The organism is Sphingobium naphthae (assembly GCF_043589935.1).
GTDB classification, from domain to species: domain Bacteria; phylum Pseudomonadota; class Alphaproteobacteria; order Sphingomonadales; family Sphingomonadaceae; genus Sphingobium; species Sphingobium naphthae_A.
On the sequence record NZ_CP171454.1, the window covers coordinates 392641 to 418062 of the forward strand.

The window sequence follows — 25422 nt, forward strand, 5'->3', positions numbered from 1 at the left end:
CCGTGCAACGGATTGAACCTGATGATGCGCAAAGCTGCCGGCTCATTTCCCTAGCGTCTTTACGGGATGCGGCGCGCCGAACGCGGGCAGGGTGTTGAACGGCCCATGTGGCGCGGAAAGATTTGAATCGCCGGCTAGCTACGGTGCGCTCTGCCTCGACAAAAATGTGGCTCCCCGAGTAGGATTCGAACCTACGGCCATTCGATTAACAGTCGAATGCTCTACCGCTGAGCTATCGGGGAGCGGCCCGGAACGCTCCGGGCAGGCGGCGCATATGCAGCGGCTCGTTCCGCTTGGCAAGGGGGCAAGGCGGGTAAATTCGCCTGTCAGTCGGTCCCGCCGATGATCCCGGCGAAAAGGTGGGGATCCACATTCGCCCCGGATATGACGACGACGCGCGCGCCCGCGCAGGGCGGCGCCTTGCCGGCCAGCAGCGCCGCCAGCGCGACGGCGCCGCCCGGCTCCGTCACCAGTTTGAGCGTCGAAAAGGCGAAGCGCATCGCGTCGCGCACCTCTGCGTCGCTGACGGCAAGACCACCGGCCAGCAGCGCATGATTGATGGGGAAGGTGAGCGCGCCGGGGCTGGGCGCGAGCAAAGCGTCACAGATCGAACGAGCGCCCTTCGCCACCTCCTCGCGCTCGCCGCTGCGCAGCGATCGGGCCGTGTCGTCAAAATCCTCGGGCTCGACGCTGTAGAGGGCGATGTCCGGCCGCGACGCCGCGACTGCCGTGGCGATGCCCGACACCAGCCCGCCCCCGCCGCAGCAGACCAGGATTTGGCCGATGTCGGCGTTCATCTCCTGCGCCTGCGCCAATATCTCCAGCCCGACACCGCCCTGGCCTGCCATGACATGGGGATCGTCGAAGGAGGGGACCAGAGTAGCGCCACTCTTACGGGCGAGGCGGCTGGCGATCTCCTCGCGGCTCTCGGTCAGCCGGTCATAGGGGATGATGCGCGCGCCCAGCGCCCGCGTGTTGGCCGCCTTGATCGCCGGCGCGTCGGCCGGCATGACGATCGTCGCCGGTATGTCCAGCATGCGGGCGGCACAGGCCACGCCCTGCGCATGATTGCCCGACGACCAGGCGACGACGCCCGCCGCCTTCTCTTGCGGCGACAGGCGGGCGAGGCGGTTGTAGGCGCCGCGAAACTTGAACGACCCGGTGTGCTGCGCGCCTTCGAACTTGACGAGCGTGCGCCCGCCGACGCGCGCGTTCAGCGCCAGATTTTCGATGAGCGGCGTGCGCACCGCAACGCCCTCCAGCAGGCGCGCGGCATCCCGCACATCGTCGATCTGAATGGCGGGGGAATCGGGCATCGCACACTCCTGGCTACCTGCCTGCCATAGACGGGAAGCACGGCGCCTGTCAGCGCGGGATCAATGCGAAAGCGGAGTGGAAAGTGGCTCCCCGAGTAGGATTCGAACCTACGGCCATTCGATTAACAGTCGAATGCTCTACCGCTGAGCTATCGGGGAGCAACCCGGCTTCCGCCGGGCAGGCCGCGCCTATAGCAGTGGCTTTCCGACAATGGCAAGCGGCAAATTGCGGAAATCTTGCGCCAGACCCGTCAGGCGATGAACTGCTCGGCCGCGATCCGGTCGTCCAGCGTATGTTCGGGATCGAACAACAGTGTCAGCGGCGTGGTGCGGTCGATGCGCACCTCCACCTGCGCGACGTCGCGCACTTCGCGCTGGTCGGCGACGGCGCTGACTGGCCGCTTGACCGGGTTGAGGACGGAAAAGCGGATCTGCGTGGCTTCGGGCAGGATCGCGCCGCGCCAGCGCCGTGGACGGAAAGGGCTGATCGGGGTCAGCGCCACCAATGCCGATCCCAGCGGCAGGATCGGGCCGTGGGCGGACAGATTATAGGCGGTGGAGCCGGCCGGCGTCGCCACCAGCACGCCGTCGCACACGAGTTCGGGCAGGACGATGCGGCCATTCACCTCCACCTCCAGCTTGGCGGTCTGGCGGGTTTCGCGCAGCAGCGACACTTCATTGATTGCGGGAATCGAAAATTGTTCTCCATCGACGGTGTCGACCGTCATGCGTAGCGGATTGACCTTGAAGCTCTTGGCCCTGGCCAGCCGCTGGTCGAGGCCATCGAGCCGCCATTCATTCATCAAAAAACCGACCGTGCCCAGGTTCATGCCAAAGACCGGCATGATGCGCCGCCCCTCCAGCATGGCGTGCAGCGTCTGGAGCATGAAGCCGTCGCCGCCCAGCGCGACGATCATCTCCGCCTCCTCCACTGGCGCGAAGTCATAGACGGCGCGCAGCCTTTCCTCCGCCGCGCGGGCCGCTGGGGTAGGGGACGCGACCAGCGCGCGCCGTGGGTCGCCGCTCATCCGCCGGTCACGCTCATATGGCGGCGAGTGGCGGCAGGCGCATCGGCGCCGATGCGGAAGTCATGAGCGGCGGGCTTGAGGCGCAGCGCGCGATCGACCAGCGGCTGCACCGCATCCAGCCCGCCTTCACGCAGCGCCGCCTTGAAGTCGACATGATCCTCATGGCCCAGGCACATGAAGATCTTGCCTTCGCAGGTCATGCGAATGCGGTTGCAGTCGGCGCAGAAATTGCGGGTCAGCGGCGTGATGAGGCCCAGCCGCGTGCGCATGCCCGCCACCGCATGATAGCGGGACGGGCCGCCGGTGCGATGCGCGATGGGGGTCAGCGGATGCTGCGCCGCGATGCCGTCGACCACTTGCGTCAGCGGGAGATAATGGTCGGTCCGGTCCTCCCCCGTGTCGCCAAGGGGCATGGTTTCGATCAGGCTGAGGTCGAAGCCCTGGCTGTCGCACCAGCGCAGCATCGGCAGGATTTCGTCGTCGTTGATGCCCTTGAGCGCCACCATGTTGATCTTGACGGCGAGGCCTGCGGCGCGCGCCGCGTCCAGCCCGGCCAAAATCTGGTCCAGCCGGCCGCCGCGCGTCACATCGGCGAAGCGATCGGGATCGCGGCTGTCCAGGCTGACGTTGACGCGCCGCACGCCGGCATCGAACAGCTCCTGGGCGTGGACGTCGAGCCGGGTCGCATTGGTGGTCAGGGTGAGTTCGTCCAGCCCCTGTCCCAGATGGCGGCCGATGCGCCGGACCAGATCGCCGATGTCGCGGCGCACCAGCGGCTCGCCGCCGGTCAGGCGGATCTTCGTCACCCCGCGCGCGATGAAGAGATCGGCGAGCAAAGCGATCTCCTCCAGCGTCAGCACCTGGTTTTTGGGCAGGAACTGCATCCGTTCCGCCATGCAATAGCGGCAGCGTAGGTCGCACCGATCCGTCACCGAAATCCGCAAATAGCTGATCCGGCGGCCCAGACCATCGACCAGAGGCGAGGGCTGGGACTGGGACGAAGGGGCGGCTGTGGCCATGGCGCATAGCTAGGCGATGGTCATGGCGGGTGCAAGCATCCCGGTTGCGGTGACGCGAACGGGTCGGTAACGCCTTGCTGATAGGATGGCGCGATGCGCGGCGTCGGGGGGAGACACAAAGAGTGGGCGGGGACGCTGCATCGGCCATACAGCATAGCCTTTTCATCCTGTCGCCCGGGGATCGCGACGGCCTGTCGCAGGCGGTGCAGGCGATCGGCTGGCGCGCGATCGGCGCGCGGCGGCCGCGCGATGCGCCGCAACGCTTCCTGCGCAGCGAAGCGCAGATCGCGCTCATCGATCTCCGTCGGGATGGCGACCCCGATGCGTTGCTCGCGCCGCTGGTGCCGGCGATGGAAGCGGGCGGCGGTGCGCTGATCCTGCTGCTGGATGCCGCCGAGGAAGCACGGGTGCCCGCTCTGCTCGCCGCTGGCGCCACCCACTATCTGCTCGCGCCCTTCACCCCCGATGGCCTGCGCGCCGTGCTGGCGTCGGCGCAGCGGCTGGTGGAAAGACTGGGCGGCGAGCAGGGCGCGCGGCAGCGCGCGCAGCGCATCCGCCGCGGCGACGCGCTTTACTGGCAATTGGGGAGCGACGGGCTGCTGCGCGTCAGCGAGGCGCTGGCGCGGCATCTGGCGCTCGATGCGCCAACGCTGACCCCGGCCGCGCTGATGCGGCAATTGCCGCGGGCGGAGCGGGCGGGCGTGCTGACGGCGCTGCGGGCGATGGCGCGCACGGGACGACCGGCGTCCCTGGCGCATGGCCTGCCCGACCGGCCGGGCGACCGGCTGGTCCATCATTTGCGAATCGAGGATGGGCAAATCGCGGCGGATGTCGAATGGCTGTCCGACCAGCATGAGCGGGACAGCAGCAGCCGCGACTATCTGACCGGACTGCGGTCGCGCCAGGCGGCGCTGGAATGGCTGGACCGGCGCGTGGGCCTGCCGACGACGGTGCTGCTGCTGTCGATCAGCCAGTTCGAGCGGATGAACGCGGCCTATGGGCAAGTGGTGGGTGATGCGTTGCTGGGGCGGATCGCGCGGCGGATCGAACGGATGGTCGATGATGTCGCGCCCGGCGCAATGGTCGCGCGGATCGCGGGCACCGAATTTCTGGTGGGCTTGGCGGGGCAGGCCGGCAATGGCGATCGCGCCACATTCCTGGCGCGCCAGCTGATCGGCGCGATCGGGCGACCGTTCAGCGCCGGCGATCACCTGATCCGCCTGATCGCGCGATGCGGCATCGCCCAGGCGCGCAGCGAGGATGACGCGACTCATGTGCTGCGGCGCGCGGGGATGGCGCTGGCCGATGCGCGGCAGGCCGGGGGCGAGGGCATTCGCATATTGTCCGCCGACAAGCAGAGCCGTCAGGTCGATCCCGACCGGCTGGAGACCGACCTGCGCCTGGCGCTGGACCGGGGCGAGATCGGCATCGTGTTCCAGCCGCAATATCCGGTCCATTCCGAGCTGATCAGCGGAGTGGAGGCGCTGGCTCGGTGGAATCATCCCCATTATGGGCCGCTGGGCGCGGGTATCCTCTTCGCGACGGCCGAACGGTCAGATTACATGCTGCCGCTATCGGCCCATATATTGGGCGAAGCGCTGCGGCAGGCGGCGGCCTGGCCCCGCGCATTGGCGGACCTGCGCCTGTCGATCAACGTCACGGCTGCCGACATCGCGCAACCGCACTTCATGCCCGACCTGCTCGACATGGTGGATCGCAGCGGATTCCCACGCGCGCGGCTGACGGTAGAGATCACCGAAAGCGGGCTGATCCATGACGTAGATGCGGCGGCAAGGCTGCTGCGCGCGTTGCGCAGCGAAGGGCTGGCGGTCGCGATCGACGATTTCGGCACCGGCTATTCCAGCCTGGCCTATCTCAAGTCACTGCCGCTCGACTATCTGAAGATCGACAGTGGCCTGGCGCAGGACATCGCCGGCACCGCGCGGGACCGGATCATCGTGCGCGGGGTCATCCACATGGCCAAGTCGCTGGGGCTGAAGGTGATTGCCGAAGGGGTGGAGACCGAGCAGCAGCTGGACCTGCTCGCCCGCGAAGGCTGCGATTATTACCAGGGCTTCCTGCGATCGGCCGGTATTTCTTCGGCCGAACTGGTGGCGCTGGTTCTCGCATAAGGAAAAAGGCGCAGGAAACGTCCCGCGCCTTTTTCTCAATCGGTTGCGTCAGCGCAAGCCGCGCTTACAGCGCCGCCTTCAGCTTTTCGACCAGGTCGGTCTTTTCCCAAGGGAAAAAGTCGCCTTCGGGCTTGCGGCCGAAATGGCCGTAGGCGGCGGTCGGCTGGTAGATGGGCTTGTTGAGGCCCAGATGGGTGCGGATGCCGCGCGGGGTAAGGCCGCCCAGTTCCTTGATCGACTTGATCGCATCCTCGATCCTGTCGTCGCCCACCGTGCCGGTGCCATGGGTGTCGACATAGAGCGACAGCGGCTCGGCGACGCCGATCGCATAGGCAATCTGGATGGTGCAGCGCTGGGCAAGGCCGGCGGCGACCACATTCTTGGCGAGATAGCGCGTGATATAGGCGGCCGAACGGTCGACCTTGGTCGGGTCCTTGCCGCTGAACGCGCCTCCGCCATGGGGCGATGCGCCGCCATAGGTGTCGACGATGATCTTGCGGCCGGTAAGGCCAGCGTCCCCGTCCGGACCGCCGATTTCGAAGCTGCCGGTCGGGTTGATGTGATAGACGGTTTCGTCCGACAGCAGTTCGGCCGGGATCACCTTGGCCACCACATCCTTCACATAGGCCTTGAGCTCGGCTTCCTTTTCACCCTGGTCATAGCCCTTGGCATGCTGGGTCGAAACGACGACGGCGGTGCAGGCGACAGGCGTGCTGCCTTCGTAGCGCAGCGTCACCTGGCTCTTGGCATCGGGCTCCAGGAAGGGCGCAGCCTTCGAATGGCGATCGGCCGCCATCGTTTCCAGGATCTTGTGGCTGTAATAGAGAGTCGCGGGCATCAGGTCAGGGGTGTCATTGGCGGCATAGCCGAACATGATCCCCTGGTCGCCCGCGCCTTCATCCTTGTTGCCGCTGGCGTCGACGCCCTGCGCGATGTGCGCGCTCTGGGCATGGAGATTATTTTCAAAGCGGAAGCTTTCCCAGTGGAAGCCTTCCTGCTCATAGCCGATGCGCTTCACCGTTTCGCGCACGGTGCGTTCGATCTCTTCCTCAGCGCCTGGCGCCCACTGACCATCCTCATAGACGCCCTTGCACCGGATTTCGCCGGCCAGGACGACGAGCTGGGTCGTCGTCAGCGTTTCGCAGGCGATGCGCGCTTCGGGGTCCTTGGAGAGAAAAAGATCGACAATGGCGTCGGAAATCTGGTCCGCGACCTTGTCAGGATGGCCTTCGGACACGGATTCGGAAGTGAAGAGGTAATTTGAACGCATGGTTGCTCCAGTCTGATGCTGTGTCTGCGTATAAAGAAATCTTTATGTGCAATGACGCCTTAGCGGCTGCGGTATCGAGTTGCAATGGCAGCGCCCAGCAGCAGCAAGGCGAAGAGGAAGGGGAGGATGTTGCCCAAGCGCGCAAACAGCGTCGGCGAAAGCACGGGCGGCAGGCCGGATTCCAGATAGCCCGCGCGGTTGAGGCCAAGCGATCGCACCACCTGGCCGCGCGCGTCGATCACGGCGGAAACGCCCGTGGGAGTGGCGCGGATGATCGGAATGCCCTCCTCCAGAGCGCGCAGTCGCGCTTGGGCGAGATGCTGGACCGGCCCCCAACTGCCGAACCAGGCGTCGTTAGAGGGGTTGAAGAGAAAATCGGGCCGGTTCCCGGCGTCGACGACCTGGCCCGAGAAGATGATCTCATAGCAGATCTGCACGCCCATCTTCAGCGACGGGCGGCCGAGCGTCGCGGGCAGGGTCAGGCTTTGCGGCCCGGGTCCCGGCCAGAAGTCCGCGTCGCCCGGCACCAGGCGCGACAAGCCGATGGGCTCCAATATGTGCCGCATCGGCAGATATTCGCCATAGGGGACGAGATGCGCCTTGGAGTAGCGTCCGGCGATCGTCGCCTGCGGCGTCACGATCCAGACGCTGTTGTTGGCGCCGGACAGTTTGTTGACGAGGACGCCATTCTCCTCGACCGCCTTGAAATAGACCTTGTCCGCGCCGGTCATCAGCAGATCGCCCGGCCCGAGCAGGCCAGCGAGACGCGCGCGCCAGTCGGGCTCCAGATCGAGATAGGCGGGGATCGCCGCTTCAGGCCAGAAGATGAGGCGTGGTGCCGGGCGGGGCTTGCCGGACAGGCTCGAGAGCTTGGCGAAGTTGCGATACTCCGCCTCGACCGAATATTTCTCGTCCTGGCCGATATCGGGCTGGACCACGCGGATGCGCGGCGCACCGGCCGGGGTAGCCGGTGCGGGAGCGAGCCAGCCGATCAGGGCGAGCAGCAGCAGGGGCGCGGCGATCAGGCCGCCCAGCCGCGCCTGGCCGTGCGCGGCGAGCATCAGCGCGCCTGCCGCCAATATGACCAGCGCGCCAAGCCCGTAGGTGCCGATCACCGTGGCGGCGATCGCAGCACCGGTCGGCAGCAGGACGACGCCCAGCGGGTTCCAGGCAAAGCCGGTGAAGAGCGTCGCGCGCAGAAACTCCGTCACCGTCCAGCAGGCTGCAAAGAGGAAGAGGAAGGCAAGCGGACTAAGCGCAAAGCGACGGCGCAGCCACCAGGCCCCCAGCGTCGCAAGGCCCGGATAGACGGCCAGATAGAGCGAAAGAAGGACGATCGCGCCATAGCCGAACCAGTGCGGCATGCTGTCCTGGAAGGTGAAGGCGTGAGCTATCCAGTTGAGGCCGAGCGTGAAATGGCCGACGCCGAACAGCCAGCCGCGCAGGAAGGCGGCGCGTCGGTCGGGCGCTTGCTGGATGAGGATGATGAGCGCCGCCAAACAGAGCAGGGCCACCGGCCAGAGATTGAGCGGCGCGAAGCCGGTGGCGGACAGGACGCCCGCCAGCAGCGCCGCAATCCTGTGGTGGCGGGCGAAGGCGGCTTGCAGCATGAGGGTCAGCGCACCGTCGCCGTGGTGGCGCGCGAACAGGCGTCGCTTTCATGCCCGGTGCCTGAGAAGGTGGAGATGGCGACGAAGCCGCCCACCACCAGCAGCAGGAAGAGAGCCGACAGCAGCGCCAGATATTTCTCGATGAACGCCTTGATCGGCCGCCCAAATTTCCAGAACAGGATGCCGACCAGCATGAACTGGAAACCACGGCTGACGATGCTGGCCCACAGGAAAGTGAAGAGCGAGAGGCCGATGAATCCCGCGGTGATGGTGATGAGCTTGAACGGGATGGGCGTCGCGCCCTTGATCAGGATGATCTCTGCGCCATAGTCGCGCAGATAGCAGGCCGCGATCGGGAATTTTTCCGCCAGGCCAAGGGCGTGCAATAGCTGCTCGCCGACGGCTTCATAGAGGAAAAAGCCGATCGCATAGCCGAAGAGGCCGCCCAGCACCGATGCGATGGTGCAGATGAGCCCGAATCGGACTGCGCGCTCGGGCCGGGCAAGGCACATGAGGCCCAGCAGAGGATGCGGCGGAATCGGAAAGAAGCTCGATTCCATGAAGCTGACGGCGAAGAGCCAGCGCTCGGCGTGGCGGTGCGCGGCCTTCGCCAGCGTCCATTGGTAGAGCCTGGTGAGCATCGCGCGCGGACCTAGCGGAGATGAAGGGGCGCCGCCAGCGCTTTTGCCAGGACCACCATCTCCAGCGGCGGATCGAGCGCTATGGGGAAGGGGCGTCGTTCGGCGCCGAGGATATAGCCGCGGCGCTGATAATAAGCGATCAGTTCGACGCGGCGGTCGATGACCGTCATTTCCATGCGCGTCGCGCCGAAGAGGCGGACGGCAAGATCCTCTGCGGCGGCGATCAACTGGCGACCGAGGCCCGCGGCCTGGCGGTCAGGGTCGATGCAGAGCAGGCCGAGATAGGCGGTGCCGTCCTGCTTGTCCGTCACCTGCACGCAGCCGATCGGGATGGTGTCGACGATGGCGATCAGCAGCCGGTCGTGTGGGCTGTCCAGGATAGCGCACAGCGAGGCCAGGTCCGTCCGCGCCCCGGTGAGCAGATCGGATTCGAAGGTCCAGCCCGCGCGCGCCGCATCGCCGCGATAGGCCCGCTCGATCACGGGGTGGATCTGGGGCAGGTCGGCGGCGGTGGCGAGGCGAATATCCATGGCCGCGCTCTAGTCGAATTGTGAAGCAGCGGGCAATCGCCTGCAATGGTCGGCACGGCGCAGACGCGAGCGGATGACGGGCCAGGGCGACTCCCTGCGACGGGCCGGGCGATCCGAGCGGCGTGCGCGCCACCGACTGATTGGCGGGCGGCGTGACGGCGTTGACGCCGCCGCGCCGTCTGGGCAAGACCGGCTTCCCAATCGTCTGTTCGGTCCGTGCGTTTGACATTTTCTTCCATTTCCTGGGCCAAGGTGCGGCAGCGTGCGGCCGGCGTGACGTTCGCGCTCGTGCTGAACCTGCTGCTGTTGCTGGCGCTGTTCACCCTGTCGCCATCCTTCCAGCCGCCCAAGATGGACCCGCGTCTGCCCGTCACCTTCGAGACAGAAGCTGGACCCAAGGCGGCGCAGGAGGAAGCCAAGGCCGAGAAGGCCGAGCGGCGCGAGGAAAGCAAGGCCGAACCGCAGAAGGTGGAGGAGCCCGTCGTCCGTCCGCCGCTGGAGGTCGAAAAGCCGGTCGAACAGCCGCCGTCGCCCTTTGCCTTCCTGACGCTCAACCGCGAGCAGATGGCGTCGGCCGACATCGGCAAGATGCCCAGGCGCGCGGCCGGCGACGGGTCGGCGGGACAGGGAAACAGCGCCGCCGTTGCCGGTCCGGGAGAAGGGCCGGGCGGCGTCCAGCTGTTCGAGGCGCAATGGTATCGGCGACCCACCCACGCGGAATTGTCGCCCTATCTGCCCAATGATGCGCCGACCAGTGGCTGGGGCTTGGTCGCCTGCAAGACGATCGACCATTATCATGTCGAAAATTGCCAGGTGATGGGCGAATCGCCGATGGGGTCTGGCTTCGGTCGCGCCGTGCGGCTCGCGGCGTGGCAGTTCCTGGTGCTGCCGCCGCGCGTGAATGGCAAGGTGATGGTCGGCAGCTGGGTGCGCATCCGCATCGACTACAGCCGCCGGGTCGTGCCTCCCGGCGGCTGACTTGCCAATGGCGCGCAGCCGTTAGGGTCTTCGGACTCGGCGCTCGCCCGGACCTGTCCGTTCCGAAAATGCCGTGTCGAGCAAAGAAAGGGGCGCCGCCGGGGGGACCGGCGACGCCCCTCTTTATGTCCGGCGCCCTTGGGGAGGGATGTGTGCCGAAGCGGAAGCGACGGACCGGGAGGGTCTGTGGGGTGTGGCCCGTCGCTTCACCTGTCAGACGTCACAGCACGAAGTTAACCGTCGCGCGAAATGAGATGGCGACGTGATTTTGTTGTTCCTCCGCGCCGAACTCCCCGCCGATGCGGAAGGTGTCGGTGCCGCCATAGAGGCGGGCGCGGCCGGTCCAGCCATTGGTGCGGTCTTCCGCCACCAGCGTGAACTGATCGCCGTCCTTGAAATAGGCGGTGGTGTTGCCGAGCGATCCGCCGATGATCTGGCGCCGGCCGCCTTCCAGTTCCAGGCGGACCCAGCCATCGGCCCGGTTCAGGCTGCCAAAGTCATAGCCGGCCGTGATCGTGCCATTGGCCGTGGTCTCGTCGCTGGTGCGGTCGAGCACGGTCAGGTTGAAGGCGTCGCCGCCGCCGGTTTCGGCATAGCCATCCTCCTTCAGGCGATAATAGTCGATGCCGACCGCCGGACGCAGGCTGAAGCGATCAAATTGCAGCTGGTAGGACAAGCCTGCCGTCGCGGCATAGAGATCGCCGTCCCATTCGCCAGTGGCGGTGCGCACGACATCGCCATTTTCGAAGTGGCGCGTGCCAGAGAAATTGACCTTGGCCGCCGACACGCGCGCGAAGGCGAGCAGCGGTCCCCATTGGCCGCGCCAGTGCGCCGCCAGTTCATACTGGTCGGAATCCACGGCGTTGTTGGAGCTGCCGCTGGAATCGCTGCCATGGATATAGGCGAAGGACCCGCCGAACGCGCCGAGATCGGTCAGATATTCGACGCCGCCGCCCGCGCCCCAGCCGTTGATGTCGTAGGAGGCGGTGCTGCCCACGCTCTTGGCGCTGCCGAAGGCCACCTGCTGCAGCCAGAAGCCCAGCCGCCCGTCCTTGGTGCGGTAGATGCCGTTGGGATCGGACAGGATGCGGGCGGTCGCGCGCGAACCCGACGTCACCGCTTCGAAAGTGCCGCCGGCATGGTCGGGCAGCATCTGGCGCAGATTGGCGGTCAGCGTGCTGCCGTCGGTGATGCCCAGATAGGCGTTGGCGACGTCGCTGTCATTGTCCAGCGCGTTGAAGATCGCCGAATAGGCGCGCGCCAGCGATCCGCTGAGGCCCAGTTCCGAGACCGTCTTGGCCGCGATCGACAGGGTGACCGTGCCGGCCGTGCTGTCGCCCGTCACGCTGCCCTTGAACATGTAGGGCAGCAGGGTTTCGGTACCGAGCGTGGGCGATCCGCTGAGCGAACCGGCCTGGACGATCACATAGTCGCCTTCCGATCCGCTGACCTGCGCCAGATTGACCTTCACCTGCGATCCGCTGGCGAAGCTGGCGGCGCCCGCGACGTCATAGAGGGTGCTCGTCTCATTCTCCGCGTCGATCGTGACGCCGATGGTCGACGTCCCGCTGGCGGTGAGCGAGTTCAGCGCGATGGTTCCGGTGTTGGTCGCGTTGAGGGTGCCGCCGTCCAGCACCACGTCGATGCCGCCGGCATTGCTGATCGCGCCCGACAGGCTGGACGTGCCGCCCAGCGTCAGCGTGCCGCCGCCATTACCGAAGTCGACTCCGCCCACTATGGCCGCGGTGTCGGCCAGGGTCAGGCTGGCCGATCCGCCGCCGAAGCTGGTGTCGCCGGTCAGCGTCGAACTGCCCGAGAGCGAGACGCTGTCGTCGCCGGCACCCAGCGCCAGGTCGCCGGTGATGGTGCCGGCCGAAACGCTGACGCTGTCATTGCCCGAACCCAAAGCGATGTCGCCGATGATCTGCGGCGCGCTGGCGTCCTCGTCAGCGAGTTCCTGCGTCAGCGTGACGCCGCTGCTGTTGGCGCTAAGGTCGATGGCGGTGTTGGACAGGCCGCCGCTGGCGGAAATGGCGCCCGTGTTGCTGAGGCTGGAGACGGTGCCCGAAGAATCGAGAATGGCGATCGCGGCGCCATCCTCATCGTCCAACGCCGACGCTGCGACGGTGCCGCTGATCAACAGGCTGTCGACGCTCGCGCCGGAATCGATGACGACGCCGCGCGCGGCCGTGCCTTCCTCGGCCGATCCGGTTGCGCCGATCGTGCCGCTGACCTCGATCGTGCCGGCGCTCGCGCCCGAACCCAGGCGCAGGGCGGTCGCATTGCTGTCATAGGAAACCGCAGCGATGGTGCCATCGACCAGCACGCCCTTGGCGATGTCGACATTGCCTCCAAGGCCGCCAATGACCAGGCCGTTGGCGTCGACGCCGTCATAGATGCCATAGCCAGCGATCGTGCCGTTGACGATCAGGCCGTAGCCCGACGAATCGGCGGCGACGGCGCCGATCACCGTGTCGGTATCGGCCGCGCCCACCTGAACCGCGGCCGCCGATCCGTAGGTCACGACCGATGCCGTGCCTTCGCTGCTGTCGGTCAGGCCGTCATCGTCGATGTCGGTATCGTCTTCGTCGTCATCGTCGCTGGCGACGGGCGGCACGTCGAAGATCACGCCCCCGCTGACATTGCCGGCGATCACCACCGCCGATCCGCCCTGCAGCAGGTCGTCCTCGTCCAGAATGTCCGTGTCGGTGGGGCGGGTGGTATAGCGGTAGCCGGTGCTGATGATCGTGCCCTGGATCTTCAGCGCGCCATCGACGTCGCCGAGCAGGGCCGCGCCGACGCTATTTTCGCCGGTTGCGCTGATCGCGCCGCGTAGCGTCACGTCACCGGTCACATCGTTGGTGACCACGCCATAGCTATTGTCGCCCACGACCGTGATCGTGCCGCTGGTCGCAAGGTTGCCGGTCAGCGCGCCGTCCAGGCGGATGGCAGCGGACCTGTTGCCTTCGATGCTGATCGTGCCGCTATGGGTGATGTCGCCGCTATGGCCCGCGCCGGACTGCACCCAGATGCCGTTCTTGTTGCTGCCTTTGGCAAAGACGCCGTCGGTGTCGCCGTCGTCATCCTCATCCTCGGCGGTATAATCCTCGGTCAGGGTGATGGTGCCGCTGTTGGTGATGTCGCCGCTGGTCCCCGGCGCGATCAGGATGCCGGTGACATTGTCGGCGTCGTTGATCGTGATGGTGCCGGCATTGGAGACGTCGTTATTGCTGTCGACCGTCACCGCCGCGCCGCTGGTCAGCGTGATCGATCCCGCCGAACTGATGGTGATGTCGTCGGCCGATCCGCTCGCCACGGTCGATGTCTTGACCGGCGCGGTGGTTGCGGTGCTGATCGTGGTTTCCGCCGACGCGTCCGCGCTGGCAAGGGCCGCCAGAACCGGCGCGATGGCCGTGCAGGCCAGTAGATGTCGCATGATGTCTCCTCTGCGTGCCGCGCTGCAATTTCGTTGAGGCGCGCGTGCGCATGGGACGTCGCCGGGCCGTGCTTCCCGTCCGGCGATGCGATGAATGGATGTTCAGATTGTCGTCAGAAGGCGAAGTCGATGCCGACGCGCAGCGTGCGGGGGCGCAGCGGGGTGTAGTAATCGGACCGCAAGTCGAACGGCGTGCCGAGCGAGAAGCGGTTGCCATTGCTGTCGAGCAGGTTGGTCAGCGACAGCGAATATTGCACCGGCCCGTGCGTGATGCTGGCGGTGAGGCTGGTGTCGACATAATCGCCCTGGGTCTGGCCCAGGATCGGGCCGACGCCCAGCCGTGACTTGCCGACATAGCGCGCCGCGCCGTTCAGATGCAGGCTCATGCCCTGTGCCAGCGCCATCCGGTAATCAAGCGCCAGACGCCCGCCCAGATTGGCGACATTGGGCAGTGACAGGGATTCGCCTTCATAGGACAGGGCGCGCAGGAACTGGGCGGGACGGCTGAGCTTGCTGTCATTATAGATGAAGCTGCCGTCGAGGGTGAGCGCGGGGAGGGGGCGCAGCACGATGCGACCTTCGACCGTATAGATGCGTCCGTCGCCGATATTGGCGGTCGTGGGCAGGCCGATCCGGTCGGTCACATCGGCCTGGATGTCGCGCCAGTCGGTATAGGCGACATTGGCGCTGAGCGCGAGCGGATCGCGCCCCGGCATGCCCTTGCGAAAGCCGAGTTCGAAGGTCGAGATCCGGTCATTCTGGTAGCGGCGCACGCGTTGGTCATCGACGGCCAGGCCGCCGGGGCGGAAGCCCTGCTGGAACCGGGCATAAAGCGTCACGTCGGGAATGGCGTCGGTCAGCAGCGATGCGGACGGCAGGAAGATCGTCTCATTGCGGTCGGCCTGCGCCTCGGCCCGCGCGATGTCGGCGGACGAAAGGGCGGCGACCGGTTCGAGCGCCTCGCCCGACAGGCGGCTGCTGGTCAGCCGCCCCCCGATCGTGGCGATCAGCCCCTGGACCGGTTCGAACGACGCCTCGCCGAACAGCGTTGCTTCCTTGACGCTGTTGCGCACGCCGGTCGCGGGCGCTGCCCGGCCGCTGCCGATTACCGGCACGTTGGGGATGATTTCCGGCAACACGGCGGCGGTGCCGTAGGATGTCAGCGACCGGTGGATGTCGGACGTGCTTTGCAGATAGGCGGCGCCCAATATCCAGCCGAGGCCATTGTCGAGGTCGCGCACCAGCCGATTTTCGGTCGAGAAGATATCGACCTTGTTATCCTGGCGGAACAGCGCGGGCGCGCTGCCGGGCTGGGTGGCGTCATAGCTTTCGGCCAGTTCATGGCGGACATAGCCGGTGGAGGACACGAAGCGCAGGCTGTCCCACTGCCGCTCGATCCGCAGATTGGCGAGCAGATAATCGGAGAAATAGGGCTGCGACACGGCCGAGGCCCGTTGCAGCCGGCCGACGGACCGGGTCGCATATTGCGCGTCGTCCCCGTCGATATGCTGGTAGACGCCGTTGAGGTCGATGGTCCAGTTCTCGTCCGGCGCGAAGCGCAGCGCGGCGCGGCCGCCCCAGGTGCGCACGCGGTTGACGTCATCCTCGCCGCGGTTGACGTCGTCAATATAGCCGCCCTCCTGCACGCCATAGCCGACCACGCGCAGCGCCAGCTTTTCCGCCACGATCGGCAGGTTGAGCGTCGCGGACAGGTCGCCGCCAGGGTCGCCATGCTGGGTCGCGGACAGGCCGGCCGACACCTGGCCGCCATAGTCGCCCAGATTGGGCGCGTTGGGCATGATGCGGATGATGCCGCCCAGCGATCCCGCGCCATATAGCGTGCCCTGCGGCCCTTCCAGCACCTCGACCCGGCCGACATCGTAGAGTTTGAGATCAGGGTCGGGCGCGGCATAGTTGAGGCGCATGTCGCCCAGATACTGGCCGGTGGTCGCCTGCGTCGGCCCGGCGACGCCGGAATCGGCGATGGCGCGGATGAACAGCTTGTTGCGGCCATTGCCGGCATGAGTCGAACTGAGGCTGGCGATCCGCGCCAGCAGCGTCGCGGTGCCGCTTGCCGCTTGCGCGCTGGTGAAGACGCCATTGTCCAGCGCCTCGACCATGCCGGCATAGCGGGGAAGCGGCGTGTCGCGCTTGGAAGCGGTAACGATGATTTCCGCGGGCGGCGCGTCCGGCGCGGGTGCGGGCGCCACGGACGGCGGGGGGCTTGCGGCGGGCGCGGATGCGATGCGCATGCGCTCGATCCGCCAGGTGCGCGCGTCGATCCGCCGGGCGGTCGCGCGCGTGCCCTTGAGCAGCCGCTGGAGCGCGGCCTCGACCGTCAGCCTTCCTTCCACGCCCCGCGTCGCCAGGCCGGCGAGCGCCTGGTCGGACATGCCGATGCTGGCCCCCGTCTGACGGCCGAGCGCTATCGCCGCCTCGCCCAGCCGTCCGGGGGCGATGCTGATCGATTGTCTGTCCGCCGCTTGTGCGGGCGTTGCGCTCGCCAGAATGGCGGCGGCGACGAAAAGAAGGTCAGCTCTGCGGCGCATTCCCTTCCTTGGTTGACCCTTGCTTCAGCACCCAGGCGTCACCCTGACGCACGGCCGAAAGCCCCATCAGCGGCGCGGCGCCCGCGAAGAAACGCGCGGGATCGCGGTCGAGCCGGATCGTGCCGGTGAAGCGCATCGCCTGCGCGCCCGGTGTCGCGGTGACGCGAATGCCCAGCGAGCGGCCAATATCCTGGCTGATGTCGCCGATCGCGGCATTGGAGTAGACCAGCCGGCCCTCGCGCCAGCTGGCGACCGCGGCGGGCGCCACATCCATGACGCGCAGCCCGTCGGCATCGTCGGCGAGCGCGCGGCCCGCGGGCAGGGCGATCGCTTCCGCCTCCGGATTGTAGATCACCTTGCCTTCCGACACGCCGATCCGCGTCGCCTTGTCGGTGTGGACGATGTTGAACACTGTGCCCGCATCCTCGAACACGGCGTCGCCTACGCTCACGCGGAAGGGATCGCCGGCGTCGTGGCGCACGGTGAAGGCGGCTTCGCCCCGGTCGAGCGCCGCGAAGCGCAGGTCCTTGCGGTCGAGCCGCAGGCGGGTGTCGCCATTGAGTTCGATCGTCGTGCCATCGTCCAGCGCGATCCGGCGGGTTTCGCCCGGCCGCGTGCTGACGCTGTAGATGTCCGCCCGGTTCATCATGCCGATCGACACGGTCGCGACCAGCGCCGCGGCGATCGCGCCGCCGGCCGCCCAGCGCCAGGCCTTGCGGCGCGTGGGCGCAACGTCGTTGGCGGCAACGAGCATCGCGACGGGATCAGGCGGGAGGATCGCGTCCAGCTCCGCATCCTGCGCCATCAGCGCATCATAGGCCTGCGCGCGCGCGGGGTCGCCCTCCAGCCAGATGGTGAAGGCCTCCCAGTCATCAAATTGGGGATCCCGCGTGCGGATCACCCACGCGAGCGCCTCCTCGTTCACCATGGCTCCAGCCCTGTTCCTATTATGCCCCTTGCAAAGCCTGACGCCGCCGACCCGCTCATTCCGTATCCAGTTTCTGCTTGAGCGCGATCATCGCACGATAGGCCTTTTGCAGGTCCTTCTCCACCGTGGTCAGGCTGACCCCCAATTCCTCGGCGATGACCTTCTGCCCGACCCCTTCGATGCGGAAGCGGCGGAACACCAGTTCGACGCGCGGCCCCAGCCTGCGCAGCACGCCGCGCGCTTCGTCCAATCGCTGGTTCAGGATGATGCGTTCATCGACGGCGATGTCTTCGGTCGGATCAGCCATGACCCCGCCGGCGCCTTCCGCCCAATCCTGTTCGCGCCGCTCGCGCCGGCTGGAGGAGCGATAGCGGTCCAGCATCAGGTTGTTCGCCATGCGATAGAGATAGGGCAGCGGATCGGACACGGGGCCCAGATCCTTCGCCTCCAGCTTCATCCACATGTCCTGCAGCAGATCCTCGGCATCGTCGCCCGCCCCGCGCGCGCGCAGGAAGCGCAGCAGCGCGGCGCGGTTCGCCATGAATATCGCGGAAAGGCCGGTGGCCATGCCTGTTCTGGGTCCAATGCGAGCGATCAGGCCGGATGCCATAGAGGGCGGGACGGGGTCTTGGCAATCGCCAAGCTGTTTACGCGGCGCGTAGGCTGCTCTAGCGCTGGAAGGCGCGAAGATTGAACGGAGCGGCGGTGCGGATGATGGACGGGCTGGACAGGGATGCGGCGGTCGCGGCGGGCATGGACCCCGACAGGCTGGATGCGCTCGCCGCCATGCTCGATCGGTCCTATGTCCAGAGCGGCAAGCTGCCGCATATGCAGTTGCTGCTGTCGCGCGACGAGCAGCCGCTGCTGTCGATCACGCGCGGCGCCGCGCGCGACGATGGCGCGCCGCTGCGCCCCGATGCGCTCTATCGCATCGCGTCGATGACCAAGCCGGTCACGTCGGTCGCCTTCATGATGCTGGTGGAACAGGGGCTGGTCGCCCTCGACACGCCGGTGACGGATGTCATTCCCGAATTCGCGGATGTGCGCGTCGGGCGCGCGAACCGCAGCCGGCCGGCGCGGCCGATGCGGATGATCGACTTGCTGCGCCACACATCGGGCCTGACCTATGGTTTGCAACGCCAGACGCCGATTGACGCGCGATACCGCAAGCTGGGGCTGGACGAATTCCAGCAAAAGCGCACGTCCGACCAGTTCATCGCCGAGCTCGCGACCTTACCGCTCGAATTTTCACCGGGGGAACGCTGGAATTATTCGGTCTCCACCGACGTGCTGGGCGTGGTGGTGGAGCGGGTCACGGGCATGGACCTGGAAAGCCTGTTCCAGAGCCGCATCTTCGCGCCGCTCGGCATGACGGACACCAGCTTCATCCTGGCCGACGACAAGGCGGCGCGCATGACCGATGCCTGGCGGCTGGAGGAAAGCGGCGTGCGCGTCGTCGCGGACCGGGGCGCGCGCAGTGGTTGGCGGCGCACGGGGCGTTTCCATTCGGGCGGCGGCGGGCTGATTTCCTCGGCCGCGGACTATCATCGCTTCGCCCGTATGCTGCTGCGCGACGGCGAACTGGACGGGCATCGGCTTTTGTCGACTGAGACCGTCACGGCGATGCGGACAAACCAGCTGCCCGGCGGCAGCGACCTGGCCGGCCTGTCGAGCGCCATGTTCAGCGAAGCGGACTATCAGGGCGTCGGCTTTGGCCTTGGCTTCGCCATGGGGCTGAAGGGCGGCGAATATTATTGGGGCGGCGTCTTTTCGACCTATTTCTGGATCGATCCGGTCGAGCGGCTGATCGGCATCTTCATGACGCAGCTGCTGCCCTCCAGCGCCTATCCGATCCGCGCGCAACTGCGCCAGGGCGGGGCCCAGGCAATTATGCAATCACGGCGCGGGTAGGGGGATCGAAAATCCCTGCCGCAAGTTCTTGCTGCACCGCCGAAATGCCGATGGCGCGGCGCTTGCGCCTATGCCATCATCACCGGCGATTTGACCAGGGGGACTTTGCGCCATGAATCTTGAGGGCCAGACCAAGCTTCCCAGGCCCGCGCCGCGGCAGGTCGATCCCGACTTGCTGGCTCGCGAAATCGTCGAGCGGCTGACCTATCGCATCGGCAAGGACGCTGCCGCCGCCAAGCCACATGACTGGCTGCATGCCGTCATCCTGGCGATCCGCGACAGGGTGATCGACGCCTGGATCGATTCCACGCACAAGACCTATGAGGCGCAGGGGCGGCGAGTCTATTATCTCAGCCTCGAATTCCTCATCGGGCGGCTGATGCGCGACGCCGCGTCCAACATGGAGATGCTGGACGATCTTCAGGCGGCGCTGGCGTCGCTGGGCGTCGATATCGACATCATCGCCGCGCTGGAGCCCGACGCGGCGCTGGGGAATGGAGGCCTCGGCCGGCTCGCCGCCTGCTTCATGGAAAGCATGGCGACGGTGGACGTGCCCGCTTATGGCTATGGCATCCGCTATGTAAACGGCATGTTCCGGCAGGAGATCAGCGACGGTTGGCAGGTGGAGTTGCCGGAAAACTGGCTGGCGCACGGCAATCCCTGGGAGTTCGAGCGGCGCGAGGCGAGCTACGAAGTGGGCTTTGGCGGGCGCGTCGACCCGGCCGAAGGCGAGGAGGCGGGGCCGCACCAGATGCACTGGAAGCCCGGCGAGCGCGTCATCGCCACGCCCTATGACACGCCGATCGCCGGCTGGCGCGGCAAGCGCGTCAACACGCTGCGGCTGTGGGAAGCGCAGCCGATCGACCCGATCCTGCTCGACAAGTTCAACGCCGGCGATCATCTGGGCGCCCTGTCCGAAAGCAACCGGGCCGAGGCGCTGACCCGCGTCCTCTATCCCGCCGATTCATCGCCCGCCGGCCAGGAATTGCGGCTGCGGCAGGAATATTTCTTCTCCTCCGCCTCGCTGCAGGACATTGTTCGCCGGCATATCCAATATTTCGAGGATATCCGCACGCTGCCCGACAAGGCGGCGATTCAGCTCAATGACACGCACCCGGCCGTCGCGGTCGCCGAACTGATGCGCATTCTGCTCGACGATCATGGGCTGGATTTCGATGAAGCCTGGGACATTACCCGCCGCACCTTCAGCTACACCAACCACACGCTGTTGCCGGAGGCGCTGGAAAGCTGGCCCGTGCCCCTGTTCGAGCGGCTGCTGCCGCGCCACATGCAGATCGTCTACGCGGTGAACAGCCGCCTGCTCGCCGAGGCGCGCCGTTCGGGTCAGTTCGATGACGGCGCGATCGGCGCCATCTCGCTGATCGACGAACATGGCGGCCGCCGCGTGCGGATGGGCAATCTGGCCTTTGCCGGATCGCACAGCGTCAATGGCGTGTCGGCGCTGCACACCGACCTCATGAAGGAAACGGTCTTCGCCGACCTGCACCGCCTCTATCCCGCGCGGATCAACAACAAGACCAACGGCGTCACGTTCCGCCGCTGGCTGATGCAGTGCAATCCGGGCCTGACGGCGCTGATCCGCGACGCGATCGGCGAGGGGTTCATGGACGATCCCGAAGCGCTGCGCGACCTGGATCGCTTCGCCGACGACGCCGCTTTCCAGGAGCGTTTCCTGGCGGTCAAGCGCGCCAACAAGGCGGCACTGGCGGACCTGCTGCGCAAGCGGGTCAATGCCCGGATCGATCCTGCGGCGCTGTTCGACATCCAGATCAAGCGCATCCACGAATATAAGCGCCAATTGCTCAACATCATCGAAGCGGTGTCGCTCTACGACCAGATCCGATCCCATCCCGAAAAGGACTGGACCCCGCGCGTGAAGCTGTTCGGCGGCAAGGCCGCGCCCAGCTATCACAATGCCAAGCTGATCATCAAACTGGCCAATGACGTGGCGCGCGCGGTCAATCATGATCCGGCGGTGCAGGGGCTGCTCAAGCTGCAGTTCGTGCCCAATTACAATGTTTCCATGGCCGAAATGATGATCCCGGCCGCGGATCTGAGCGAACAGATTTCGACCGCGGGGATGGAGGCGTCGGGCACCGGCAACATGAAATTCGCCGTCAATGGCGCGCTCACCATCGGCACGCTCGACGGCGCCAATGTCGAAATGCGCGATCATGTGGGGGAGGACAATATCATCATCTTCGGCCTGACCGCGCAGGAGGTGAACGACCGGCGAGCCAGCGGTTACGCCCCGCGCGAGGTTATCGGCCAGAGCCGCGAACTCAGCCAGGCGCTCGACGCCATTGCCAGCGGCGTTTTCTCGCCCGACGATCCTGATCGGTACAAGGCGCTGATCCAGGGCATTTACGACCATGACTGGTTCATGGTGGCGGCCGATTTCGACAGCTATTCCGCGGCGCAGCGTAGCGTCGATGCGCTTTGGAAGGATCAGGGGCTGTGGGCGAAGAAGGCGATCCACAATGTCGCGCGCATGGGCTGGTTCTCGTCCGACCGCACCATCCGGGAATATGCGACCGACATCTGGAAGCTGCCGGCATGATCCGGGGGCGCAGATAGGCGATGCTGACGCCGGAGCAGATCGACCGGGTGGTTGAGGGGCGCGAGGATGATCCCTTCGCCACCCTGGGCGTCCACCCGGCGGCGAAGGGCTTCACCGCCTGCGTGATGCTGCCCGAGGCGCTGAGCGTCAGCGCCCACACGCTGGCGGGCAAGCCGGTCGGCGAACTGCACCGCGTTCATCCCGATGGCCTGTTCTGCGGCAAGGTGTCGGTGCGCAAGCGCCAGCCGCTGCGCTACATCGCGCGTTATCCCGATGGCAGCGACTATGCGCTGGTCGATCCCTATGGCTATGGCCCGGTGCTGGGGCCGATGGACGATCATTATTTCGCCGAAGGATCGCACGGTCGCCTGTTCGACAAGATGGGCGCGCATGTCATCGAGCATGAAGGCATGACCGGCACGCATTTCGCGGTCTGGGCACCCAATGCGCGGCGCGTGTCCGTGGTGGGCGACTTCAACCGCTGGGATGGGCGGCGCGGGCTGATGCGGCGTCGGGGCGATGCCGGCGTGTGGGAAATCTTCCTGCCCGAAGTGGGGGCGGGCAGCGCCTACAAGTTCGAGATCATCGGCGCGCAGGGCGAGCCGCTGCCGCTCAAGTCCGATCCCTTCGCCTTCCAGTCCGAACTGCGCCCGTCGACCGCGTCGATCGTCGCGCCGCCGCCCGCCCATGTCTGGGGCGACGAGCGGCATCAGGCGCATTGGCGCGGGGTCGATCCTCGGCGCGAGCCGATCGCCATCTACGAAGTCCATGCCGGATCATGGCAGCGCGACGAGGACGGGAATTTCCTGAGCTGGGACGATCTGGCCAACCGCCTCATCCCCTATGTCGTCGGCATGGGCTTCACTCATATCGAATTCCTGCCGATCAGCGAGCATCCCTATGATCCCAGCTGGGGCTATCAGACGCTCGGCCTGTACGCCCCCAGCGCGCGCTTCGGCGATGCGGAAGGCTTCGCCCGCTTCGTCGATGGCGCGCATCGCGCCGGCATTGGCGTCATCCTTGACTGGGTGCCAGCCCATTTTCCCACCGACGAACATGGCCTCGCGCAGTTCGATGGCACCGCGCTCTACGAACATGCCGACCCGCGCAAGGGCTTCCACCCCGACTGGAACACTGCCATCTATAATTATGGCCGGCGCGAAGTGGCGCAGTTCCTCGCCAACAACGCGCTTTTCTGGGCCGAGCGCTACCATGTCGACGGGCTGCGGGTGGATGCGGTCGCTTCCATGCTCTATCTCGATTATTCCCGCCAGCCGGGGGAGTGGATCCCCAACGATCATGGCGGGCGCGAGAATGTGGAGGCCGTCAGCTTCCTCCAGCAGATGAACAAGGCGCTCTATGGCGCGCATCCCGGCATCATGACCATTGCGGAGGAATCGACCAGCTGGCCCGGCGTGTCGCAGCCGGTGGACGCGGGCGGACTGGGCTTCGGCTTCAAATGGAATCTGGGCTTCATGCACGACACGCTGCGCTATCTGCAGCGCGACCCGGTGCATCGCGCCCATCATCATGACGACATCACCTTCGGCCTGCTCTACGCCTTCACCGAAAATTTCGTCCTGCCGCTCAGCCATGACGAGGTGGTGCATGGCAAATCGTCGCTGCTGCACAAGATGGCGGGCGACGACTGGCAGAAATTCGCGACGCTGCGCGCTTATTATGGCCTGATGTGGGGCTATCCCGGCAAGAAGCTGCTGTTCATGGGGCAGGAATTCGCCCAGCGCGACGAATGGAGCGAGGCGCGGGCGCTCGACTGGCATCTGCTCGACCATCGGCCGCATCGGGGGATGCAGCGGCTGGTCGCGGACCTGAACCAGCTTTACCGCAGCCGCCCGGCGCTCCACGCTCGCGATTGCGAAGCGGAGGGCTTCGAATGGGTGCTGGTCGACGCCAGCGCAGACTCGCTCTTCGCCTGGGTGCGGCGCGCGCCCGGCGCGATGCCCATCGTCATCATCAGCCACTTCACCCCCGTCCTGCGCCATGGCTATCGCATGCGCCTGCCTTCGGGCGGCCGCTGGCGCGAAGTCATGAACAGCGATGCGCAGGATTATGGCGGCAGCGGCGCGGGCAATATGGGCGCGGTCATGGCGGATGAGGAAGGATGGGCGAACATCACCATCCCGCCTTTCGCGACGCTGATGCTGGAGCTGGATTTTTGAGAACCGACGGGCGCGTTCAGGCGACTTGCGGGCGGAAGGATGGAGAGGCCCAATGCAGACCAAATATCAGCCCATAGCGCGCGATGCGATGGCCTATGTGCTCGCCGGCGGACGCGGCAGCCGCCTTGCCGAACTGACCGACCGGCGCGCCAAGCCGGCCGTGCATTTCGGCGGCAAGGCGCGGATCATCGACTTCGCCTTGTCCAACGCGCTCAACAGCGGAATCCGCCGCATCGGCGTCGCTACTCAGTATAAGGCCCATTCGCTGATCCGCCACCTGCAGCGCGGCTGGAACTTCCTGCGTCCCGAACGCAATGAAAGTTTCGACATACTGCCCGCCAGCCAGCGCATATCGGAAAGCCAATGGTATGAAGGCACGGCCGACGCCGTGTTCCAGAATATAGACATCATCGAGGCTTATGCGCCCGAATATATGGTGATCCTGGCCGGCGACCATGTCTACAAGATGGACTATGAGCTGATGCTGCAGCAGCATGTCGATAGCGGCGCGGACGTGACCGTCGGCTGCCTGGAGGTGCCGCGGATGGAAGCGGTCGGCTTTGGCGTCATGCATGTGGACGAGGCGGACGTAATCACCGACTTCGTCGAAAAACCCAAGGATCCGCCCGCCATTCCCGGCCAGCCGGACCTGGCGCTCGCGTCCATGGGCATCTATGTCTTCCGCACCCGCTTCCTGATCGAGCAGCTGTGGCGCGACGCCGACGACAAGAGCAGCAAGCGCGACTTTGGCGGCGACATCATTCCCTATATCGTCAAGCATGGAAAGGCGGTGGCGCATCGCTTTTCCAGCAGCTGTGTCCGGGCCGAAAGCGAGCTGGAACCCTATTGGCGGGACGTCGGCACGATCGACGCCTATTGGCAGGCCAATATCGACCTGACCGACGTCGTCCCTTCGCTCGACCTCTATGATCATAGCTGGCCGCTCTGGACCTATTCGGAAGTCACGCCGCCCGCCAAGTTCGTGCATAATGAGGAAGGCCGGCGCGGCTCCGCGACTTCGTCGCTGGTCGCGGGCGGGTGCATCGTCTCGGGCTCCTCGCTCCATCGCAGCCTGCTCTTCTCCGGCGTGCGCACGCACAGCTTCTCGTCCGTCACGGAAAGCATCATCATGCCCGATTGCGAGATCGGTCGCGGCGCGCGGCTGCACAAATGCGTGGTCGATTCCGGCATCCTCATCCCGCCCGGCCTCGTGATCGGCGAAGATCCGGTGCTGGACGCCCAGCGTTTCCGCCGCACCGACAGCGGCATCTGCCTGGTGACCCAGCCGATGATCGATCGCCTGGCGGCCTGAC

The 25422-nt window shown here is 66.3% G+C and carries 17 protein-coding genes and 2 tRNA genes; 6 read left to right on the forward strand and 13 right to left on the reverse strand.

Annotated features, from left to right (window positions below):
• Positions 1-167: 167 nt before the first annotated feature.
• From ACGGKE_RS01910 to moaA, 5 genes are all read right to left on the reverse strand, one after another.
• Positions 168-242, reverse strand: a tRNA-Asn gene (locus tag ACGGKE_RS01910).
• 84 nt (positions 243-326) lie between these two features.
• Entirely contained in the window at positions 327-1316 is a 990-nt protein-coding gene (locus ACGGKE_RS01915) for a threonine/serine dehydratase (protein ID WP_394439597.1), read from the reverse strand.
• Positions 1317-1400: 84 nt separating this feature from the next.
• Positions 1401-1475: transfer RNA gene (locus ACGGKE_RS01920), tRNA-Asn, on the reverse strand.
• Between the two features lie 92 nt (positions 1476-1567).
• Entirely contained in the window at positions 1568-2344 is a 777-nt protein-coding gene (locus ACGGKE_RS01925) for an NAD kinase (RefSeq protein WP_394439600.1), read from the reverse strand.
• On the reverse strand, positions 2341-3363 hold the full coding sequence (gene moaA / locus ACGGKE_RS01930; RefSeq protein WP_394439602.1) for a GTP 3',8-cyclase MoaA: 1023 nt from the start codon (positions 3361-3363) through the stop codon (positions 2341-2343). The genes ACGGKE_RS01925 and moaA overlap by 4 nt, the downstream gene beginning before the upstream one ends.
• A 122-nt stretch (positions 3364-3485) precedes the next feature.
• Between moaA and ACGGKE_RS01935 the strand changes: the two genes are divergently transcribed.
• Complete coding sequence (locus ACGGKE_RS01935) at positions 3486-5495, forward strand: putative bifunctional diguanylate cyclase/phosphodiesterase (RefSeq protein WP_394439604.1); 2010 nt, start codon at positions 3486-3488, stop codon at positions 5493-5495.
• 64 nt (positions 5496-5559) lie between these two features.
• On the opposite strand, the gene metK is transcribed toward ACGGKE_RS01935, so the two are convergent.
• The 4 genes from metK to ACGGKE_RS01955 are packed head-to-tail and all read right to left on the reverse strand — an operon-like array spanning position 5560 to position 9546.
• The gene (gene metK / locus ACGGKE_RS01940) at positions 5560-6765 is read right to left on the reverse strand and encodes a methionine adenosyltransferase (RefSeq protein ID WP_394439606.1); all 1206 of its coding nucleotides are present in this window, start codon (positions 6763-6765) and stop codon (positions 5560-5562) included.
• A 59-nt stretch (positions 6766-6824) separates the two neighbouring features.
• The gene (gene lnt / locus ACGGKE_RS01945) at positions 6825-8375 is read right to left on the reverse strand and encodes an apolipoprotein N-acyltransferase (protein ID WP_394439608.1); all 1551 of its coding nucleotides are present in this window, start codon (positions 8373-8375) and stop codon (positions 6825-6827) included.
• A gap of 5 nt (positions 8376-8380) precedes the next feature.
• Entirely contained in the window at positions 8381-9016 is a 636-nt protein-coding gene (locus ACGGKE_RS01950; RefSeq protein WP_394439611.1) for a YqaA family protein, read from the reverse strand.
• Positions 9017-9027: 11 nt separating this feature from the next.
• Positions 9028-9546, reverse strand: coding sequence for a GNAT family N-acetyltransferase (locus tag ACGGKE_RS01955; RefSeq protein WP_394439613.1), 519 nt, complete (start codon positions 9544-9546; stop codon positions 9028-9030).
• Between the two features lie 222 nt (positions 9547-9768).
• Between ACGGKE_RS01955 and ACGGKE_RS01960 the strand changes: the two genes are divergently transcribed.
• Positions 9769-10524 (forward strand): hypothetical protein, encoded by a 756-nt coding sequence (locus ACGGKE_RS01960; RefSeq protein WP_394441679.1) that lies wholly within the window; start codon positions 9769-9771, stop codon positions 10522-10524.
• 220 nt (positions 10525-10744) lie between these two features.
• On the opposite strand, the gene ACGGKE_RS01965 is transcribed toward ACGGKE_RS01960, so the two are convergent.
• From ACGGKE_RS01965 to ACGGKE_RS01980, 4 genes are all read right to left on the reverse strand, one after another.
• A complete protein-coding gene (locus ACGGKE_RS01965) occupies positions 10745-13960 on the reverse strand; it encodes an autotransporter domain-containing protein (protein WP_394439616.1) in 3216 nt (1071 codons plus the stop codon).
• A gap of 113 nt (positions 13961-14073) precedes the next feature.
• Positions 14074-16509 carry a TonB-dependent receptor domain-containing protein gene (locus ACGGKE_RS01970; protein ID WP_394439619.1) on the reverse strand — a complete coding sequence of 812 codons (2436 nt, stop codon included), beginning with the start codon at positions 16507-16509 and terminating at the stop codon, positions 14074-14076.
• Complete coding sequence (locus ACGGKE_RS01975; protein ID WP_394439623.1) at positions 16493-17437, reverse strand: FecR family protein; 945 nt, start codon at positions 17435-17437, stop codon at positions 16493-16495. Before ACGGKE_RS01975 ends, ACGGKE_RS01970 begins: the two co-directional genes overlap by 17 nt.
• A 55-nt stretch (positions 17438-17492) precedes the next feature.
• The gene (locus ACGGKE_RS01980; RefSeq protein ID WP_228167678.1) at positions 17493-18005 is read right to left on the reverse strand and encodes an RNA polymerase sigma factor; all 513 of its coding nucleotides are present in this window, start codon (positions 18003-18005) and stop codon (positions 17493-17495) included.
• 143 nt (positions 18006-18148) lie between these two features.
• Between ACGGKE_RS01980 and ACGGKE_RS01985 the strand changes: the two genes are divergently transcribed.
• The 4 genes from ACGGKE_RS01985 to glgC all read left to right on the forward strand — a co-directional run bounded on the left by ACGGKE_RS01985 (position 18149) and on the right by glgC (position 25421).
• Positions 18149-19348 (forward strand): serine hydrolase domain-containing protein, encoded by a 1200-nt coding sequence (locus ACGGKE_RS01985; RefSeq protein WP_394441682.1) that lies wholly within the window; start codon positions 18149-18151, stop codon positions 19346-19348.
• Positions 19349-19460: 112 nt separating this feature from the next.
• Entirely contained in the window at positions 19461-21929 is a 2469-nt protein-coding gene (locus ACGGKE_RS01990) for a glycogen/starch/alpha-glucan phosphorylase (RefSeq protein ID WP_394439627.1), read from the forward strand.
• Between the two features lie 20 nt (positions 21930-21949).
• A complete protein-coding gene (gene glgB, locus ACGGKE_RS01995) occupies positions 21950-24109 on the forward strand; it encodes a 1,4-alpha-glucan branching protein GlgB (RefSeq protein WP_394439630.1) in 2160 nt (719 codons plus the stop codon).
• Between the two features lie 52 nt (positions 24110-24161).
• Positions 24162-25421 (forward strand): glucose-1-phosphate adenylyltransferase, encoded by a 1260-nt coding sequence (glgC, locus tag ACGGKE_RS02000; RefSeq protein WP_394439633.1) that lies wholly within the window; start codon positions 24162-24164, stop codon positions 25419-25421.
• Position 25422 lies beyond the last annotated feature (1 nt).